At 36.2% G+C, this 20,504-nt stretch carries 19 protein-coding genes; 12 read left to right on the top strand and 7 right to left on the bottom strand.

Annotated elements, in window-relative coordinates; translation table 11 throughout:
• Window positions 1-2: 2 nt before the first annotated feature.
• Window positions 3-329 carry a YbaB/EbfC family nucleoid-associated protein gene (locus ABXZ36_RS07295; RefSeq protein WP_354614849.1) on the top strand — a complete coding sequence of 109 codons (327 nt, stop codon included), beginning with the start codon at window positions 3-5 and terminating at the stop codon, window positions 327-329.
• Between the two features lie 586 nt (window positions 330-915).
• Window positions 916-1,239: a YegP family protein gene (locus tag ABXZ36_RS07290; protein WP_354614848.1), complete on the top strand. Its 324-nt coding sequence runs from the start codon at window positions 916-918 to the stop codon at window positions 1,237-1,239.
• Here ABXZ36_RS07290 and ABXZ36_RS07285 read toward each other — a convergent pair.
• Both ABXZ36_RS07285 and ABXZ36_RS07280 read right to left on the bottom strand, forming a co-directional pair.
• A complete protein-coding gene (locus tag ABXZ36_RS07285) occupies window positions 1,234-2,256 on the bottom strand; it encodes a threonine aldolase family protein (RefSeq protein WP_354614847.1) in 1,023 nt (340 codons plus the stop codon). The genes ABXZ36_RS07290 and ABXZ36_RS07285 overlap by 6 nt on opposite strands.
• 15 nt (window positions 2,257-2,271) lie before the next feature.
• Window positions 2,272-4,689: a zinc-dependent metalloprotease gene (locus ABXZ36_RS07280; protein WP_354614846.1), complete on the bottom strand. Its 2,418-nt coding sequence runs from the start codon at window positions 4,687-4,689 to the stop codon at window positions 2,272-2,274.
• A 193-nt stretch (window positions 4,690-4,882) separates the two neighbouring features.
• On the opposite strand from ABXZ36_RS07280, the gene ABXZ36_RS07275 reads away from it, so the two are divergent.
• The 7 genes from ABXZ36_RS07275 (at window position 4,883) to ABXZ36_RS07245 (ending at window position 12,936) form a co-directional block, all read left to right on the top strand.
• Entirely contained in the window at window positions 4,883-6,346 is a 1,464-nt protein-coding gene (locus tag ABXZ36_RS07275; protein WP_354614845.1) for a circularly permuted type 2 ATP-grasp protein, read from the top strand.
• Window positions 6,347-6,355: 9 nt separating this feature from the next.
• The gene (locus ABXZ36_RS07270) at window positions 6,356-7,303 is read left to right on the top strand and encodes an alpha-E domain-containing protein (protein WP_354614844.1); all 948 of its coding nucleotides are present in this window, start codon (window positions 6,356-6,358) and stop codon (window positions 7,301-7,303) included.
• 43 nt (window positions 7,304-7,346) lie between these two features.
• Complete coding sequence (locus ABXZ36_RS07265) at window positions 7,347-8,198, top strand: transglutaminase-like domain-containing protein (RefSeq protein WP_354614843.1); 852 nt, start codon at window positions 7,347-7,349, stop codon at window positions 8,196-8,198.
• Between the two features lie 65 nt (window positions 8,199-8,263).
• Window positions 8,264-9,365, top strand: a protein-coding gene (gene prfB / locus ABXZ36_RS07260; protein WP_354614842.1) for a peptide chain release factor 2 whose coding sequence is annotated in 2 segments (ribosomal slippage) — window positions 8,264-8,326 and window positions 8,328-9,365 — 1,101 coding nt in all. Because the reading frame shifts where the segments join, the coding sequence is not laid out codon by codon here.
• Between the two features lie 85 nt (window positions 9,366-9,450).
• Window positions 9,451-9,792 carry an arsenate reductase (glutaredoxin) gene (gene arsC / locus ABXZ36_RS07255; protein WP_354614841.1) on the top strand — a complete coding sequence of 114 codons (342 nt, stop codon included), beginning with the start codon at window positions 9,451-9,453 and terminating at the stop codon, window positions 9,790-9,792.
• A 159-nt stretch (window positions 9,793-9,951) separates the two neighbouring features.
• Window positions 9,952-10,407 (top strand): hypothetical protein, encoded by a 456-nt coding sequence (locus tag ABXZ36_RS07250; protein ID WP_354614840.1) that lies wholly within the window; start codon window positions 9,952-9,954, stop codon window positions 10,405-10,407.
• A gap of 21 nt (window positions 10,408-10,428) precedes the next feature.
• Window positions 10,429-12,936, top strand: a complete 2,508-nt coding sequence (locus ABXZ36_RS07245; RefSeq protein ID WP_354614839.1) for a TonB-dependent receptor — start codon at window positions 10,429-10,431, stop codon at window positions 12,934-12,936.
• A gap of 284 nt (window positions 12,937-13,220) precedes the next feature.
• Here the strand turns inward: ABXZ36_RS07245 and ABXZ36_RS07240 are convergent, their stop codons facing one another.
• Window positions 13,221-13,394: a hypothetical protein gene (locus ABXZ36_RS07240; RefSeq protein ID WP_354614838.1), complete on the bottom strand. Its 174-nt coding sequence runs from the start codon at window positions 13,392-13,394 to the stop codon at window positions 13,221-13,223.
• A gap of 123 nt (window positions 13,395-13,517) precedes the next feature.
• Here ABXZ36_RS07240 and fumC point away from each other — a divergent pair, with 123 nt between their 5' ends.
• A complete protein-coding gene (gene fumC, locus ABXZ36_RS07235) occupies window positions 13,518-14,915 on the top strand; it encodes a class II fumarate hydratase (RefSeq protein ID WP_354614837.1) in 1,398 nt (465 codons plus the stop codon).
• 71 nt (window positions 14,916-14,986) lie between these two features.
• Here the strand turns inward: fumC and ABXZ36_RS07230 are convergent, their stop codons facing one another.
• A complete protein-coding gene (locus tag ABXZ36_RS07230; protein ID WP_354614836.1) occupies window positions 14,987-15,874 on the bottom strand; it encodes a DUF8428 domain-containing protein in 888 nt (295 codons plus the stop codon).
• 180 nt (window positions 15,875-16,054) lie between these two features.
• On the opposite strand from ABXZ36_RS07230, the gene ABXZ36_RS07225 reads away from it, so the two are divergent.
• Window positions 16,055-16,519 (top strand): GNAT family N-acetyltransferase, encoded by a 465-nt coding sequence (locus ABXZ36_RS07225; protein ID WP_354614835.1) that lies wholly within the window; start codon window positions 16,055-16,057, stop codon window positions 16,517-16,519.
• A gap of 90 nt (window positions 16,520-16,609) precedes the next feature.
• Window positions 16,610-17,404, top strand: a complete 795-nt coding sequence (locus tag ABXZ36_RS07220; RefSeq protein ID WP_354614834.1) for an MBL fold metallo-hydrolase — start codon at window positions 16,610-16,612, stop codon at window positions 17,402-17,404.
• Window positions 17,405-17,468: 64 nt separating this feature from the next.
• Here ABXZ36_RS07220 and ettA read toward each other — a convergent pair whose 3' ends face one another.
• The 3 genes from ettA to ABXZ36_RS07205 form a co-directional block, all read right to left on the bottom strand.
• A complete protein-coding gene (gene ettA / locus ABXZ36_RS07215; protein WP_354614833.1) occupies window positions 17,469-19,160 on the bottom strand; it encodes an energy-dependent translational throttle protein EttA in 1,692 nt (563 codons plus the stop codon).
• A 35-nt stretch (window positions 19,161-19,195) separates the two neighbouring features.
• Window positions 19,196-19,378, bottom strand: a complete 183-nt coding sequence (locus tag ABXZ36_RS07210; protein WP_354614832.1) for a CAL67264 family membrane protein — start codon at window positions 19,376-19,378, stop codon at window positions 19,196-19,198.
• A 72-nt stretch (window positions 19,379-19,450) separates the two neighbouring features.
• Entirely contained in the window at window positions 19,451-20,434 is a 984-nt protein-coding gene (locus tag ABXZ36_RS07205) for a Gfo/Idh/MocA family protein (protein WP_354614831.1), read from the bottom strand.
• Window positions 20,435-20,504 lie beyond the last annotated feature (70 nt).

The following is a 20,504-nucleotide window of genomic DNA, read 5'->3' as shown; positions in this document are numbered from 1 at the left end:
ATATGTTTGGAGATTTAATGGGAATGATGGGGAAATTAAAAGAAACCCAGGAAAAAGTAAAGGCTACTAAAGAGAGGTTAAACCACGTCTCAGTGGAAGAGAAATCATCGGATAACCTTTTAAAAGTAACCATTACCGCCAACAGAAAAATTAAGGCCATCCAGATTGACGAAAGCTTACTGGCAGATAAGGAACAATTAGAAGACTACCTTATTCTTACATTGAACAAGGCCATAGAAAGGGCCACCGAAGTAAATGAGGCAGAACTTGCAGCTGTTGCGAAAGAAGGCATGCCCAATATCCCTGGAATGGATGCTTTTCTTAAATAGGTATGACGATTTGCTAATCAGTAAACATTACTGAATTTTATTATTTTTTATCTATAATGCAAATTCTTATGTGAGCCAAAAATACTCAGCTTTGTTGGGCAAATGACATTGGCTAAGCAATTATGACAGCACTTAGTAAATTGTAAAAAGGAACATATCTGTCTACTTCGCAAGTAAAGATTGGTACTATCATCGATACACTATACCAAAGCAAATATTTTTTGAGCCTTCAGAGTTTATTATTCTTTCTAGGAGTTAGAACTTTTTTTTAGAGATACCTCATGAACTACTAATTTATCATAAAAACACTAGGAACCTTAATAGAAGATTATTCTCCATGTTGCCAAAAAAAGAATACCTGCTTTTTGTATCCTATTAAAGCCTTATTCTGAAGCACTTAATAAACTTTCTGGCTATAACATTAATAGCAACACTTCTTCTTTTAGGGCCTTGATGAAAGAATATAAATTATAGACTTCAGAGAGTTTATCTGTTTTTTGAGTACTATTTTATTTCAAGTTATTTGGTTTTAAATAAAAGAAGACTGCTCAAAGTTTACTATTTTTAGGGAAAAGCCAAATTCTATATGATAGAGATTAAAAAACACAATAAAGACACCTATCGATTTAGAGTGAATACTGCCACTGGGAATACAATTTTAGAAAGTGTAGATTTTCCAAATATAAAGGATATTAGAAAATCTGTAACAGAATTACAAGAGTCCATCAATGAAAGCAACGTTTTTGAACGAAAGACGGATAATAGTGGCAAATTTATATTCCAATTAAAAAACAAGGAAGGCCAACTAATCGGCAATAGTCAGTTATATAGTTCCGAAGCCGGAATGGAAAATGGTATCAAAAATTTAAAAACCTATTTCGATACCATCTCCAATATGCCAGAGTTATAAATTATTTAGAATCTTCAGAAACTCAGTATGTTGATCATCGGAATAATCCAAATGGGTTACGATGCGCAATTTTCCTTGTCCCATCCCTATTAAATGTGCATTTCTATCCTTTAGCTTTTGTACAAACGTTTCAGCACTCATGATGGCTTCATCAATCTCAAAAATTATTATATTGGTTTCAATGGGCTCCACCTTTTTTATAAACCTCAATTGGTTGAGCAATAGACCAATTTCATCTGCTTTTTTGTGGTCTTCTGATAAACGCTCCAACTGATGATCTAGTGCGTAAATACCTGCGGCAGCTAAGAATCCGGCTTGTCTCATTCCGCCGCCCAAAACTTTTCGTACGCGAATTGCCTTATGAATAAGCGCTGCATCACCTACCAAAACAGAGCCAACAGGACATCCCAACCCCTTACTGAGGCAAACACTAATGGTATCGAATAGTTGCCCATATTGTTTAGGATTTTCATTTTTTGCAACTAAAGCATTCCATAATCTAGCACCATCCAAATGGTAGGCAAGACTATGGGTATCACAAACTTTTCTAATCTTCTGCAATTCTTCAAAATCCCAACAAGCACCTCCACCTTTATTGGTGGTATTCTCAACACAAACCAAAGAAGTTGATGGACTATGATAAAAATCTGGAGGATTAATGGAGGCCTCCACTTGGGCGGCCGTCATCATACCCCTATGACCATCTACCAACTTGCAAGACACACCACTGTTAAAGCTAATGCCTCCACCTTCATAATTATAAACATGGGCATATTTATCACAAATCAACTGCTCTGCTGGCTGTGTATGTAACTTAATGGCCGCTTGGTTGGTCATAGTGCCACTTGGAAAATAAAGGGCAGCTTCCATTCCAAACATGGCCGCAATCTTTTCTTCCAAGGCGTTTACAGACGGATCTGCTTTAAATACATCATCTCCTACTTTTGCGGACATCATTGCGTCCAACATTCCCGGTGTAGGTTTTGTAACCGTGTCACTTATCAAATTTATTTCCAAAATATAACTGTAATTTTAATTTGTGTATTCTAAACAATCCATACCTATAGGCGAACCATCAGGGATAGTAGGACTAGGGATTACTTTAAACTGTTCTGGATGATTATAGAAATTATCGATCCTGCGAACCATTTCCTTGCGAATAGCATCTTTTGATTTAGATACCAATTCTGATTTGATATCCATTAATGTATTACTTGCTATGGCATTCACCTGTGGGTGCACCTTATCGTGTGCAGCTAAATTCATAATATGGAACAATACTCTAAAATTGATAGATTGTTGTACTTCATTTTCATAAGTATCCTTTGGGCTATAATATAGGGTTCCCTTCAATAAGGCATCCAATACCTCTTTAAGCCCCAAATTAGATGGATCTAAACTTTTCTGTTGAATAAGTCTAGAGGCACGTTCGGGATGTAATAATAGTCCTAAAGTCATATCTGATGCAGTCTCTGGTGCCGATATAGCATCAAAGGAGACCCCTGTTTTCCCTTTAAAGGATTCCCTAGTCCTACTATAGCCAATAGCCCTTGGAGGAAATAAAGACAATTTATCCCTAGGAATTGCGATAACTTGGGCATCTAACGTTTTAATAATTTCCTTCAGCGCAATTTCTTGTAGCTTCCGATCTACCGTTTTTACCGTTAATTGCCCATCTCCCTTAATTGCATAATTATAATCCAACCCACCTATAACTTTCGATACAGCTTCTGTTTGATATCTATGGAAGAAATACAAGGGTACAAAAACATCCTCTAGAACAGAATTAGGTTCGTACTCTCTAATATTATCTATTGAAAAATTGGAAATAGCCACTTTTCTAACTTCTAACATATCCATAAGTTCACCGCTTGCTGTTTTCCCGTTGTCCCACAAATGCCCTAATACATGGGCACCGCCTTCTGGTCTTGCATCAGAGTCAGAAATGTAGCGCAAGCCATTATTTTGTGCTGCTGACAAAATAGCATTTAAAGCCTTTCTTTCATCAGTAACGTCTGGTAATTGGGTATAGGAATAGGCTACGGTAACCTTATCCCACAATCCTATCCCATTAGCATAGGCATTGGAAAAATCTATTTTCCCATTTTTGACAGAAAACTGGGGGTGTGGATAATCCATTACTGAAGCTCTTTCATTGGTACTCGCTGCAAAATTATGTGCAAAACCAATGGTGTGTCCAATTTCATGGGCTGATAGTTGCCTAATTCTAGCCAAGGACAAATCCAAAAGTTCTTGATAATTATCGTCACGTTCTGCAAAAGGCTTGTTCATCAAGGCTTGGGCAATTAAGAAATCTTGCCTAATACGCAAACTTCCTAAACTAACATGCCCTTTCATAATTTCACCTGTTCTAGGATCTGTTATGCTACTTCCATAACTCCATCCTCTTGTAGACCTATGTACCCACTGTATTACATTATAACGCACATCCAAAGGATCTGCATCATCCGGCAACATTTTTAATTGAAATGCGTCTTTAAATCCAATGGCCTCAAAAGCTTGGTTCCACCATCTTCCGCCATCCAATAAAGCAGATCTGACCGGCTCGGGTGTACCATTATCTAAATAATAGATGATAGGTTCCACAGCCTCACTCATAGCCGCTGAAGGATCCTTTTTCACCAATCTATGTCGAGTAACGAATTGTTTTAGAATAGGTTCTTGAACTGGAGTAGCATAATCATAATATGAAAAAGGATAGGAACCACTTCTTGGATCAAATTCCCTTTTTCTATACCCATCGTCTGGTAATTCTATAAATGAATGATGCTGGGAAACCGTCACTATTTTTGTATTTGGGGCCACTCCATCTAAAAGCTTCGCTTTTTCCTCTGCTACTCCAGTAAATGTTAAAATAATATCCATTTCAACATTTTTTGGAAACGCTTTGGTTCGCTCCAAATCTATGGCGCTTTTAGTTTTGTCCAAACTATAATTCCCTTGCTTTTTCTCTTTTAAAGTTAAAGCCACTCCATGAACATCCTGCATTAAAAAATCGGACATATCAATAATAAAACGACCCTCTTTTTCCTCTTCAATTTTAAACCCAAACAAAATGGATTTAGCAAATGCTTGTTCAATGGATTTTTTCTCTAAAGCATTTTCTGTTATTGCTCTATATTTTAGATTGGGCTGCACCAAAAGTAGCTTGTTCCCTGCCCTTTTAAAGTAAACAACTTGCTCATTTCCCAATTGACCTCGGTCCAAGCCCAAATCATTACTCCCTATTCCACTGCTAAGGGAATAGACATAAAGGAATTCTTTGTTCAAAACCGGCACTTCCATGAATACCTTATCATTTCCTTGATCATAGTAAAAGGTAAAAAGTCCTGTAAACTTCTTGAAGTTTTTGCTTTTTTCGGAAAATTGTGCAGATAAAATGGTTGTTGCCATAAGAAAGGCAACAAAAAACTTAAATAGGTATTTCATATGATAAAATTTGAAATTCTAAATTTATGTAAAATGGTTCAAACATTATGACCTCATGGTATTTTTATATTGATATCTCGTAATTAATAAAATTATCACCTTCTTTTTAACTATAAAATAATTCTCAGGGTATTCCTATATATTTTTTTATTCAATTGACTAAAATGGAGTATATTAAATAAAATTTTGGCATATGAGCTCGAATATTAAACCCATTTTCTCTTCTTATATTAACAATCCTGAACTCTTCGATGAGGTTTTTGATGTCCAGGGTGCTACCAAAAATGTATATAAAACACTGTTTGATCTTTATGGAGACCACTCTATTTTGGATTATGTACAATTGAACAATAAGGCCAAGGCATCTTTCTTTAACCAAGGTATTACATTTCAGGTTTACGGAGATCATGACACCAAAGAGAAAATTTTTCCTTTTGACCTTTTTCCAAGAATTATAGATCCGGATGAATGGGATATAATTGAACGAGGTGCAATTCAAAGAAGCAAAGCTTTAAATTTATTTTTATGGGATATCTACCATGATAAAAAAATCATCAAAGACGGTATTGTCCCTTTAGATCTTATTAGTTCTTCTGCTAATTACCTGCACCAAATGATTGGGGTAGATCCTCCTGGAGGTGTTTACAATCATATATCTGGCACCGATATTATAAAACATTCCGATGGGCAATATTACGTCTTGGAAGACAATATTAGGTGCCCCTCTGGCGTAAGCTATGTGATTTGTAATCGCACGGCCCTCAAAAGAGCACTTTTTGGGGTATTTAATCACTACAAGGCACATACTGTTACCAATTATGCCGAAAACCTCCTTGATATACTAGAGAGTGTGAAACCTAAAGGAGTAGATGTTCCCAACTGCGTGGTGATTACACCTGGCATGTATAATTCAGCCTTTTATGAACATTCCTATCTAGCTAAAGCCATGGGTGTGGAATTGGTAGAAGGTAGGGATCTATTTGTAGAAAATGATTTTGTTTATATGAAGACCATTCGTGGACCCATCAAAGTAGATGTAATCTACAGAAGGGTAGATGACCAATTTTTAGATCCGCTAGAATTTAGACCTGATTCATCTCTAGGGGTCCCAGGACTTTTCGCAGCTTATATAAAAGGTAATGTTTGTTTGGCAAATGCTCCTGGAACCGGGGTCGCAGATGACAAAGCCGTATACACCTATATGCCACAGATCATTAAATATTATTTAGATGAAGAACCCATATTAAATAATGTACATACGTATCATTGTAGTAGACCTGATGAACTAAAATATGTATTGGAACACATCCATGAACTAGTAGTAAAGCCAGTAGATGAAGCTGGTGGCTATGGAATATCCATTGGTAATAGACTTACCAGAGAGGAAATAAAAGTAGTACAGGAACAAATTAAGGAGCATCCAAGAAAATATATCGCGCAACCCATTATGTCTCTTTCTGTTCATCCTACCTATATTGATGATAATGAGTCTTTTGAACAGCGACATGTAGATCTCAGGACATTTACATTATTAGGCAACAAAAAAGAATTTGTGCTTAAAGGCGGGTTATCAAGAGTTGCCCTTAAGAAAGGAAATCTAATTGTAAATTCTTCACAAGGGGGGGGGTCTAAAGATACTTGGGTATTAAAAAAATAAAAGAACTATATGTTAGCAAGAGTTGCCAATAATCTTTTCTGGATGGGACGTTATATTGAACGCGCTGAACATTTGGCCAGATATTTAAATGTAAATTATTTCTCCTCCTTGGACGCACCAAATGAGTTTTCTCAATCCAGACAATTTGTTCTGCGCTCTATGATGTTCTTCGTAGGTGAGCCGATTCATGATAGATCAGTGGTGTTGAATGAAGAAGAGGTTCTTTACAATATTGGGCTAAACTCAGATATGCCCTACTCCATTATAAATAACGTAAAGTACGCTAGAGAAAATGCAAATAGTGCCCGAGATTTAATTTCCACGGAATTATATGAAGCGATAAATAAATTCTACCATTTTGTTGTCAATTATTGCAAGGATGATTTCAAAAAAAAGGGACTGTACGACTTCACAATGAACATTGCGGAGATGACTGCTATCTTAAGGGGTAAGATAAGGGGAACCCTTTTACACGACGAGGTATATGCTATTATTATGTTAGGTATTAACCTAGAAAGAGCTACACAAGTAATTAGAATAATTAATTCAAAGTATAATGATGCCGTTGAATCCAAAGGAAATTTCGGAGACAAAATTAGTAATAGCTTCGAATGGATAACATTATTAAAATGTGTTGAATCCTACGATATGATGAGGCGATTCTACAAAAAGACGCCGAACAGTATTTGCACTTTGGAATTTTTAATTTTAAATCCAGACTGTCCTCGATCCGTAATCAACAGCATCAATCAGGTGTATAAACATATCAAGGTGCTTGACGAATCAAAAAATCCTGAAAAAAATTCGACTGCTTTTTTAATCAGCAGGATAAAAGGAGAGTATGAGTTTAAAATTGCAGAAGAAATAGAAGAGGATATTCAAAGTTTTATTGAAAATATACTTAATAGCTTAGTCCAAATAAGCAAAAAAATAGAAAATGAATTTTTCACCTATTAATTAATAAAGCATTGACTTACTTTTATGGCTACAATTCGACCAAATGTCCTTTGAATATACTGTTACCTATAAGGCAGAAAACAATTATGAGAACTTCGTAGATGATGCCACTTGGCAATTCTTAATTGTTCCAGAAACCAATGATACCCAGAAATTAATAAGGGTTGATTTTGAGAACTCCCTTAATGCCAAATTTGAATATTCTATTAACGGATTAGGTTTCCAAACCATTAGGGTATCTCCAAAACAAAATTTTAAACATATCGACTTCAAGGGTTCTTTTAAATTAATAAAGAAAAATCTAAATCCTTTTGAACAAATTCCTGTTTTCAATATAGTAGAAAATTACAAAGAATTAGAAACCTTAGGCTTTCGGGTAGATTTTGAACCTTATTTGCGGAATACCAGCTACACCTCTCTTCCAAAGTCATCCGGTTCTATATTTAAATTTGATCCTAAAGAGAGCATCTTTGAAAATTTACAACAACTAAATCATTGGGTGTACTTATATATTCATTTCAAAACGGGAGTTACCACTGTAGATACCAAATTGGAGGAGGTCTTAAAAAATAAGGTAGGTGTCTGTCAAGATTTCACCCATCTTTTCTGCGCCCTAGCCAGAGATAATAGTATTCCTACACGTTATGTTTCCGGCTATCTAAACCAAGGAATTGGTTTTTCCGGAGATTCTCAGATGCATGCTTGGGCGGAATGTTACATTCCGGAAGCTGGTTGGATAGGTTTTGATCCAACTAACAATCTGTTAGTCAGTGACAACCATATTAAAGTTGCCCATGGCAAAGATTATAACGATTGTTCTCCATTAAAAGGTATTGTTTATGCACTAGGCAAAAATGACACTGTGCATTCTGTTGAGGTGCAGTCTCAACAATAAATAACCTTTCCTTTTTCCGGCAAAATCAAAAAAAAGAAGCCTATTTTTGGGTAAAATTATAGCATATGATAACTACAGACCATTATAAGAGTCTCATTGATCGCCTTGGTGCGTTAAGGAGCTATCTTTGACATAAATGCAAAGCTTGTCGAAATAGAAAACGAAGAAGAAAAAACACTTGAGCCTAATTTTTGGGACAATCCGCAAAAAGCCCAAGCCCATATGAAATTGATACAATCCAAAAAACAATGGGTTGAAGATTTTAATGAGGCAAAATCACTTTTAACCGACTTAGAAGTTCTTATAGAGTTTCAAAAAGAAGGAGCAATTCCTGAAGAAGAGGTTCAGACGCATCACGACATGATTGTAGATGCTATGGAAAATCTCGAATTTAAGAATATGCTTTCGGATGAAGGTGATGACCTTAGTGCTGTCATACAAATTACTGCTGGTGCAGGTGGTACAGAAAGTTGTGATTGGGCCGCTATGTTAATGCGAATGTATTTAATGTGGTGTGAAAAAAACAGGTACAAGGTTAAAGAAGTCAATTATCAAGAAGGGGATGTTGCCGGAATAAAGACGGTCACCCTAGAAATAGAGGGAGACTTTGCCTTTGGATGGTTAAAAGGTGAAAATGGAGTACATAGATTGGTCCGTATTTCCCCTTTTGACAGTAACGCCAAAAGACATACTTCATTTGCTTCGGTGTATGTTTATCCACTTGCCGATGATAGCATAGTAATAGGTATCAATCCGGCTGACATTTCTTGGGCCTTTGCGAGATCAGGAGGTGCAGGGGGACAAAATGTTAATAAGGTGGAGACCAAAGCTATTCTAACCCATCATCCTACTGGAATTGTTGTCCATAACTCCGAAACCAGATCCCAATTGGAAAATAGGGAAAATGCTATGCGCTTACTGAAATCTCAATTGTATGAAATTGAATTACGTAAAAGACAAGCCGCTCGTAATGAAATTGAAGCATCCAAAATGAAAATAGAATGGGGCTCACAGATTCGAAATTACGTAATGCACCCATATAAACTGGTAAAAGACGTACGTACGGGAGAAGAAACTGGTAATGTGGATGCAGTAATGGATGGTCAGATCAACCAATTTTTAAAGGCCTTCCTGATGATGATGGGGCAGAAAGAAGAATCTAAATAACCTAAAAATAGGTCGTAAGGAAATCAAAATCAATGAGACCATTCTGAAACAGAATCAGTAAAGTTGAACGGTAATAAATTAAAAAATGATCAAAATTTATCATAATCCCAGATGCAAAAAGTCTAGGGAAGCCTTGGAACTATTAAAAGATTCTGGCAAAGAGTATGAAGTAATAAAATATTTGGAGGATATCCCTACTAAAGAAGAACTTAGGGAAGTCTTAAATTGCCTATCTCTAAATGCAGAACATTTAGTCCGTAAAAACGAACCTATTTGGAAAGAAAAATTTAAGGGAAAATTACTTTCAGAAGAGGATATAATTAATGCTATGATTTCTTACCCAAAACTCATAGAAAGACCCATTGTAATACAAGGTGCTAAAGCAATTATTGGGCGACCTCCAGAAAAGGTAAACGAACTATTCTAATCATTCCTTTTTTTTGTTTAACATTTTTTTATTATTGTTTAACAAAATTTAACGTCAATTTTTAATTAAGCCATTTTTGTTGAATGTTATTTAACATACATTTAACCAAGGAGGCCTAAACCTTCCTGTATTTTTGGGCTCTAACCTAACAATAAAGATATGGAAACCAAAAAAAATTACATTTTTACAGTCCTTATTTTGCTTTTTTCAACCTCGATAATTCAGGCTCAATATGGCAATGGGTATGGAAACAACGGATTTGGAAGAAGACAAAGCAATATTCCACAGGCTCAACAAACACCTGAGAAAGCAGAACCATTGACCGCCGAAGAAATTGTAGAATCCCAAATGCCTGCTATTTCAGAGGCTTTGAAATTAAATGAATTTGAAAAGGCCGTGGTTAGCACCACGCTCGTAAAATACATGAAACAAAGAATAGAAATTCAAATTCTACAATTGGAGGCTAATAAAATGAAAGAAGCCTACGAAAAAATAAATCTAAACCAAGATGCAGAATTGAAGGCAGGTCTTCCAGAGGAAAAATTTGAAGCTTTTTTAAGTCTTAAGGAAGATGGAATTAAAAAAACAAAACGAAAAAAGAAAAAGAAAAACTAAAATTGAGATATTAAATACACTATGAAAAAACTAATACCATTATTCCTTATACTATGTTCTTTCTTTATATACGGCCAAAGGCCACAAGGCACTTCTGAGCTTGTTAAAATCACCGGAACTGTTTTAGATAAAGAATATAATGAACCTATGGAATATGCCACACTCATATTACAAAGCGTAAATAATCCCGATAAGGTCACGGGGGGAATTACAGATATAAACGGCAAGTTTAGTGTAGAAGCGGAGCCGGGTATGTATAATATACGTTTAGAATATATATCCTACACTACCTTTCGCTTGGATAACCAAAATATAACTTCGTCCAGAGATCTTGGTACTGTAATGTTAGGAATCAATGTTGAACAATTAGAAGCAGTAGAAGTTGTGGGTGAGAAAACCACCGTTGAAGTTAGGCTTGATAAGAAAATTTATAATATAGGAAAGGATATTACCACTAGTGGTGCCACTGTTAGCGACGCACTAAACAATGTTCCATCTGTAAGTGTAGATGTGGAAGGGGCTATAAGTCTCAGAGGAAATGAAAATGTTCGTATTCTAATCAATGGTCGCCCTTCTGCCTTGGCAGGCTTTGGTTCAACAGATGCCTTACGTCAACTTCCCGCAGATGCAATTGATAGAGTAGAAGTAATTACTAGCCCATCTGCACGATATGATGCAGAAGGTACCGCCGGTATCCTGAACATCATCCTTAAAAAGGAAAAAACATTAGGCTTCAATGGATCTATCAATACAAACATTGGGTACCCAGCTGCTAGCCAAATTAGTTCCAATCTCAACCTACGTACCGATAAATTCAACATTTTTAATACATTAGGTCTAAGTTATAGACGACCACCCGGTGGCGGATTTTCTGATAATACCTACAGACAAAGGGAAAATGATACTATTGCTCCTAAATTTAATCGAATAATAGAAGACCGTAATATCCTAAGGGAAGACCTTGGATTTAATATGAATATTGGGATAGAATATTTTATCACGGATAGGTCTTCCCTTACGGCTAGTTATTTTGCCCGTATTTCAGATGAAAGCGATGTTACGGAAAATGATAGTAGACGTTTTGAAGGTACGACTATAACAAGTAGAACTTTTAGGAGTGAAGACGAAAGTCAAAAGGACAAAAGCAACCAGGTAGCTCTAAATTACATCAACAGATTGGATGATGATGGTCAAAAATTAACTGCAGATCTCCAATACTCTTTTGATACAGAAGATATTTTCACGGTGATACAGGAGAACAACACCTTTCCAAATAATGATTTACTTGCTTTAGAAAATGTCAATGAAAAAGAAAATCAAAAGGAATTCCTTTTCCAAACTGATTATGTCTTACCCATGGGTGATGCCCAATTTGAAGTAGGATATCGCGGTAATTTCGAAGAAACTATTAGTGATTATCAATTGGATCTATTGAATTTAGATACAAATGTGTTTGAAAGAAATGAATTGACCAATGTCTTTACCTACAACGAAAATGTAAATGCACTGTATACCCAATATGGCGATAAATTTGGGAAATTTTCTTTCCTAGCGGGACTAAGATTAGAAAACACCCAATTAAAAGGACAAGTAGACACTAGGCTTGATCCACAAGAATTACGGGAATTGCTCGGGCCTGATATTGACGTAAATTTTAATAAGAATTACCTAGGCTTATTTCCGACTCTAAACTTAATTTTCGAAATTGCAGAGCGAGAAAATATCACCTTGGGATATAATCGTAGGATCAATAGGCCTAGAGGATGGTATATTAATCCTTTTCCATCCAGATCTAGTAGAACCAATATCTTTCAAGGAAATCCAGACTTGGACCCAGCCTATGCCAATGCCTTTGACCTAGGATATTTAAAAAGATGGGATAAATTAACCTTAACATCATCCATTTATTACCAAAAGGAGACCAATTCCTTTGAAAGGGTTCAGGTACAAAGATCAAATGATTTGACAGAAGATGGAGTTGGTATCATTCGAACTATTCCCATTAACTTGTCCACCAATGAACGAATTGGTGCGGAAGCAGGGGCTCTCTACAACCCAAACAAATGGCTCCGCTTGAATGGGAGTTTTAATTTCTTTCAATTTGCTACAGAAGGCTCTTTTGAAGGAGAATCATATGGTGCTACAAATACCAGTTGGTTTGCTAGATTTAGCTCCAAGGTCAACCTCCCGGCCAAAATTGAATGGCAAACCAATGCCTTTTATTCAGGTCCCAGTGAGAATGCCCAGACAAAAAATGAAGGTATATTTTCGTTGAATTTGGCCATTAGTAAAGATATCATGGGAGACCAAGGTACATTAGCTTTTAATGTAAGTGATCTATTAAACTCCAGAAAAAGAATATCTTTTACAGAGACTCCTAACTTCACATCCGATAGTGAGTTTCAGTGGAGACAAAGGCAGTTTAATCTTTCGTTTGTCTATCGCTTCAACCAGCCTAAAGGGAAGCAAAATGGCAGACGCAATGGTGGGCCAGAGGATGAAGAAAGAGATTTCGGAGGGGGAGCCTAATAATTTACATGCAGTACAATAAAAAAAGGAAGCCAAATGGCTTCCTTTTTTTATGAATAATTTCAGAACAGGACTACTTTGAAATTGAAGTACTGAAGAAACCAAATATATCATTTGAATAAATAGAACCTAAATGAGCCTAGATTTTTTAATGAATATTCTTACCCCTATAAAAATGGGAACCAATGCAGTGATACCAATAAAAATATGGAACCCAAGGTGCTCCAAAGCATTAATTTTGGCGAATTTATATAAACAAAAAAAAAGCCAAGAGGCTTCTTTTTTTATTCGTCGCGTTTCGCCTTTTTCGCATCGCGTTTTTCTTTCAAGAATTCCAACAATGAACCACCCAACCAATAAGGTATAACAAAGGTCAATAGAAATATCATTAACCAAAATCCAATGGTAAGTATCGTTAAAAATGCTAAGAAACCTAAGTACTGGTCGAATTCAAACATGAGTGATAAATTTTAACGTTTACAAAGATACTTTGAAATAGATGAATACTACAAATCAAATTCAAAAAAAATGGAAATAAATTGGCAAAGCAGTACCTTTGTTGGAAACAAAACCACTTTAAAATGAGCTTTAGAATTGAAAAAGACACCATGGGAGAGGTTAAGGTCCCATCTCATAAATATTGGGGCGCACAAACCGAGCGTTCCCGAAATAATTTTAAAATAGGTCCGTCGGCTTCCATGCCCTTGGATATCGTTTATGGCTTTGCATATCTTAAGAAAGCCGCAGCCTATACCAATCACGATCTAGGCGTACTTTCAAAAGAAAAAAGAGATATGATCTCTGCCGTATGTGATGAAATATTGGAAGGAAAGCATAATGATCAATTTCCATTAGTGATTTGGCAGACTGGATCTGGAACCCAGAGTAATATGAACGTTAACGAAGTTGTTGCCAATAGGGCTCATGAAATGGCTGGCAATAAAATTGGTGAAGGAGAAAAAACGATACAGGCCAATGACGACGTGAACAAATCTCAATCTTCCAATGACACCTTTCCCACAGGGATGCATATTGCAGCCTATAAGAAAATTGCTGAAGTTACTATTCCAGGTGTTATTCAACTAAGAGATACTTTTCATAAAAAAGCACAAGAATTTAAAAATGTAGTAAAAATTGGCCGTACTCATTTAATGGATGCCACTCCCCTCACCTTAGGTCAAGAATTTTCTGGATATGTTTCCCAATTGGATCATGGCCTGAAAGCCTTAAAAAATACCCTGCCACATTTGAGTGAATTGGCATTGGGTGGTACCGCTGTAGGTACGGGACTAAACACTCCCGATGGCTATGACGTCTTGGTAGCACAATATATTGCCAAATTTACAGGTTTACCCTTTATTACTGCTGAAAACAAATTTGAAGCGCTTGCCGCTCATGATGCCATTGTGGAAAGCCATGGGGCTTTAAAACAATTGTCTGTAGCCTTAAATAAAATAGCTAATGATGTTAGAATGATGGCCTCAGGACCACGTTCTGGGATTGGGGAAATCATAATCCCTGCCAATGAGCCTGGTAGTTCTATTATGCCTGGCAAGGTGAACCCTACCCAATGTGAAGCGCTTACCATGGTCTGTGCACAAGTAATGGGCAACGATGTTGCTATTACTGTAGGAGGCACACAAGGTCACTACGAGCTAAATGTTTTTAAACCTATGATGGCTGCAAACATTCTTCAATCTGCAGAGTTACTTGGTCATGCTTGTATTAGTTTCGATGAAAATTGTGCAACTGGGATAGAGCCAAATCATGCGGTAATTAAACAACTATTGAATAATTCGTTAATGTTAGTCACTGCATTGAATACCAAAATTGGGTATTACAAAGCTGCTGAAATAGCTAATACGGCACATAAAAATGGAACAACATTAAAAGAAGAAGCCATAAACCTGGGTTATGTCACAGCTGAGGATTATGATGATTGGGTAAAGCCAGAGGACATGGTTGGATCCATGAAATAGATTTAAAAAATGAAGTATAAAAAAAGGGGCAATCATTTTGATTGCCCCTTTTTTATTATTGATAGTGTTTACTATTTTAAAGTGAACTTAGAAGTTCCCAATAATTTTAATTTACCGTCATAAACGTTTACCATGTAATTTCCTTTTTGGAAATCACCTGTTGGCTTGCTGATGTAATCACAAACATCCAAAGACTTGTTCTCATAGTAGAAATTAGTTTCTTTGCTATAGGTTACGGAAGCACCGCTATCAGTAGTTTTAGAAAAACTTTCGCCTAATACATTCCCTTGTGGATCTAATACCTCTATATAAAATTCTCTATCACCTGCCTGAGCAATTACATTGTTAGCCACCGTGAAACAGATTTTGAATTTATCAGTTCCTCTAGCTCTTTGAGTAGAAACCATTTTACCACTAGATCTCTCTTTAACCGCATCTACAGAAAATTGTGAAAGGTTAAGTGCAGAACCTTTTTCTACAGCAGATGCCAATTGGGTATTTTGTACTACTAAAGAATCATTAAAAACAGTTTGTTTTTCCAACTCTACAAATGTGCTATCTCTCTGCATAGCCAATCTACTGTTAGATCTAGTAAGAGAATCAACTTGTTTCATCAATTGCTCTCTTTCTTTCTTTAAGACAGTAACCTGATTTCTGAATCTGTACAAAGAAGAAATATCACCTTTCATTGTTTTAACAGAATCAATGTATTTAGCAATCTTATCCCTAGCGATAACCAATTCTTCGTTGGTTTCATTACTTTCCATAATAGCCTTTGCGTACTCAGACTCCAAACTTTCTAAATCCTCAACCACCGATTGTTTTTCTTGTAACATTATTTTAGTGGTCTCTTGCTTGTCCTTGTATAGACTTACGGTATAGATAATTGTCCCCAATAAAATGATACCTAGCAATCCTGCGATTACTTTTAAACTGTTATTGTTTTTAGTCTCAGTCATAATTAAATTATTAAATATTCTTTAGATGATTTTACTTTATGTAAAAAGTTGATTGTTTGTATAGGACTATATACGTCACAATTGTTCTTTTAGATTTTTTTGTGGAAAAAAATTTTTATTACACACAATAAATGAATCTTAACCTTAATTTTATGCGATCATTTTATATGTAATATTTATATGTCCCTAGAAATAATACCATTTGAGCCCAAATATGCACAATCCTTTAAAGAGCTTAATATAGCCTGGTTAGAGAAATACTTTCATGTAGAACCACATGATGCCGAGCTTCTAGAAAACTGCGAAAAGACAATCATAAAAAAAGGGGGCTATATCTTCTATGCAAAGTACCAAGATTCCATAGTTGGATGTTTTTCATTTATAAAAATTAATGAAAAGATATACGAACTGGGTAAAATGGCTGTAGATCCGGAATATCAAGGATTAAAAATTGGTCAGGGTTTAATGGATTATGCCATTGCTTATGCCAAATTACAAGGTTGGGACAAAATACTCTTGTACTCCAATACAAAACTAGAAAACGCCCTATATATCTACAAAAAATATGGGTTTAAGGAAATAGATCTTGAAACCAATACTCCCTATAAAAGAAGCAATATCAAAATGGAATTGCTACTAGATTGATTAAACTTATAAGACTAAAGTTTTAATTGATTTAAATCTTGAAGTTACCATCAAAATCTAAGATATCTTTAGCATAAAAATATTCAATTTATGAGATCAATAGTATTAGTGTTTTCTATTTTTTCTTCCCTTCTAGTGAGTAGTAAGGAAACCCCTAAAGAAAAGTCAAATGAAAATATGGCCGTAGAATCAACTCCTGTAGTAAAAGTGGAGAACGAGATTAAAATTATCCCAATTGAACATGCAAGCACCATCTTGGAATGGGGTGACCTAACTATTTATGTAGATCCAATTGGAGGAGCTGTAGCCTATGAAGGTCAAAAGCAGCCCGACTTAATTCTAATTACCGATATACACGGTGATCATTTTGATCTAGAAACGCTGCAGGGACTTAATACTGAAAAGGCAAAAATAATTGTGCCTCAGGCGGTAGCTGATAAAATGCCGGCAGAATTTGCAACTCAATTGGATATTTTAAACAATGGAGATTCAAAAGAACGATATGGTATTACAGTAGAGGCTATACCTATGTACAACCTAAGAAAGGAAGCCCTACAAATGCATACCAAAGGAAGGGGTAACGGATATGTCCTCAACATGGGTGGTAAGCGAATTTATTTTTCAGGTGATACGGAGGATATTCCGGAAATGAGAGCCTTGGAAAATATTGATATTGCCTTTGTCTGTATGAATCTTCCTTACACCATGACAGAAGAAAGTGCTGCCGATGCCATATTAGAATTTAAACCAACGCAAGTTTACCCATACCACTATAGAGGAAATCCTAATGTAAGTGATGTATCAAAATTCAAAGCTTTGGTAGAAAAAGGAAATTCTGAAATCAAGGTAATCCAGTTAGATTGGTATCCAAAAGAAACATATTAAGTATATCCTATAAAAAAATCCCGTTCTTCAACGGGATTTTTTTTGTCTTCTACTGAATACATTCTTAGCGAATCAGCTTCTTATACTTGATACGTTTTGGCATTAGGTCTCCGCCTAAACGTTTCTTCTTGTTTTCTTCATAATCAGAGAATGATCCTTCAAAGAAATACACCTGAGAATCCCCTTCAAAGGCAAGGATATGAGTACAGATCCTATCCAAAAACCATCTATCGTGGGAAATGACCACTGCACAACCTGCAAAATTCTCCAATCCTTCCTCTAAGGCTCGTAAGGTATTTACATCCAAATCATTTGTAGGCTCATCTAGTAATAGAACGTTACCCTCTTCCTTTAACGTCATGGCTAAATGCAATCTGTTGCGTTCCCCCCCAGAGAGCATATCTACCTTTTTATTCTGTTCACTACCAGAAAAGTTAAATCTGCTCAGGTACGCTCTAGAGTTTACCTGCCTGCCTCCCATCATAATTAACTCTTGCTCATCACTGAAGTTCTGCCAAATTGTTTTCTCTGGGTTAATATTGGAATGTTTCTGATCTACGTAAGCAATCTTTGCTGTATCACCAACCACAAATTCACCACTATCAGGGGCTTCTTCTCCCATGATCATCTTAAAAATAGTGGTTTTACCAGCACCGTTTGGCCCAATAACACCAACAATTCCTGCTTGTGGTAATTTAAAGTTCAAGTCTTCATACAGCAATTTATCGCCATAAGCTTTACTAACTCCAATGGCCTCTATTACATTTGTTCCCAATCTAGGACCATTTGGAATATAAATTTCTAAGTTTTCATCCAATTGTTTTTGATCCTGACTTAGTAATTTATCATAGTTCTTTAAACGAGCTTTTTGCTTGGTCTGTCTTCCTTTTGCTCCTTGACGTACCCACTCCAACTCTCTCTCTAATGTTTTTTGTCTTTTAGAAGCCACTTTGCTCTCGTCGGCCATGCGTTTGGATTTTTGCTCCAACCAAGAGGAATAATTTCCCTTCCAAGGAATACCTTCTCCCCTATCCAATTCTAAAATCCATCCTGCTACATTATCAAGAAAATATCTATCATGTGTTACTGCAATAACAGTTCCCTTGTATTGCGCCAAATGATGCTCCAACCAATGTACAGACTCTGCATCCAAATGGTTGGTAGGTTCATCCAATAATAATATTTCTGGCTCCTGTAATAATAACCTGCAAAGTGCCACTCGCCTTCTTTCCCCTCCAGAAAGAACCCCAATCTTTTTATCAGGTTCAGGAGTTCGCAGAGCATCCATGGCTATTTCTAATTTGGTATCCAATTCCCAAGCGTCGGAGGCATCTATCTTATCCTGAAGTTCTGCCTGTTTATCCATAAGCTTTTGCATCTTATCTGCATCCTCATAAACCTCAGGAAGACCAAACATATCGTTGATCTTATTGTATTCATCCAAAATGGCAACAGTATCGGCTACACCCTCCTTGACAATTTCTAAAACCGTTTTAGATTCATCCAATTGAGGTTCTTGCTCCAAATAACCTACTTTATACCCTGGGGAGAAGACTACATCTCCTTGAAAGTTTTTATCAACCCCGGCGATAATCTTCAATAAGGTAGACTTACCAGACCCGTTAAGACCTAATATTCCAATCTTAGCCCCGTAGAAAAAACTCAAATAGATATTTTTTAATACAGGTGTATTGGCTGTCTTATAGGTTTTAGTAACCCCAGACATGGAAAAAATGACTTTTTTATCGTCAGACATAAAATTTTAATATTAAAATTGATGATTTGGATATGTTATACTCTACCCTTTAAGGCATTAAATACCCAAGCAATGGCAAAAAAACCTATGCCTACTGCTGCAAAACCCCATCCTGCAGTATCATTATATCTAAAAGCTCCAAGCGCTATTAATGAAAGTCCAACAATGACCATAATAAAAGTGGCCCATGCAAGCACGGTATTCTTGTTCATTCCCATATTTAATTAAATTTTTTGCTACCGACAAATATCGTAAATTTTAAAAGATTTAATAAATGAAAACAAAAAACTTTAAGATTCAAATGGGAAAGTAATACCAGTCTGCTTTCTTACCTGGTCCAATATTTCCATTAAATCCAAACTGTTTTGATGTGACCAAAGGCTACTTTGCAATTTTCCCGATGCTAAACAGGAATTTACTTCTTCAATTTCATAGCTATACCCCTTCCCTACGGTAGGTTCCAATATATCCTCCTTTTCTCCATTGCTTTCAATGGTAAAACCATTGGTCTCATGCCACCTTGGGTGTATATAAACGGATCCTTTGGTGCCCGTAATCTTGGCCTTCATTTCTGAATTACTTGTTAAGCCAGAATAAAGCATGGCTTGGGCCTTCTCATACTCAAAAATGATAGAGGTCTGGATTTCCGCACCAGTCTTATGAAATTTTGAAGATGCGAATATTTTTGATGGTTTCCCAAGCAGCAAATAGGCCAAAAAAATAGGATATATCCCAATATCCAAAAGGGAGCCACCAGCAAGGGCCGGATTCAACAATCGACCTTCTTCTTCCCTATCCAGAGCATAAAAAGCAAAATCAGCCTGAAGGTAACTTATGACTCCTATTTTTTTAAGATCAACCAATTCCTTTATTTTTCTGATGGATGGATTAAACCTGCTCCAAAGAGCCTCCATTAAAAATACCTTGTTCCTTTGGGCAGCCGCAATCATTTTCGTCACTTCACCCGTATTTACCCCCATTGGCTTTTCACACAGAACGTGCTTCCCATGTTCCATGGCTGCAATAGCCAAGGCTGAATGCTGTGTGTGGGGAGTGGCAATATAAATGACATCTACCTCCGTTGAATTGAAAAGTTCTTCATAGCTACCATAGGCATATTTAGCATCATATTCTTTGGCGAAATCAGATGCCCTATCCAAATTTCTTGAGGCTACCGCTACTAATTCAGAGGTCTGCGTTAATCGTAAATCCTTGGCAAAACTATGTGCTATCCGGCCAGGACCTAGGATGCCCCATCTTATTTTGTTTTCCATTTTCAACTTAAGTTTTGTCAAAGTTAATGAATATAACTCCTTATCTTTATGGCTCAAAAGAAACTAATTG

This window comes from Sediminicola arcticus (assembly GCF_040566695.1).
In the GTDB taxonomy this organism is placed as follows: Bacteria; Bacteroidota; Bacteroidia; order Flavobacteriales; family Flavobacteriaceae; genus Sediminicola; species Sediminicola arcticus.
The sequence above is the reverse complement of the archived record's forward strand: the minus strand, read 5'-3'. Positions and strand labels throughout refer to the sequence as shown.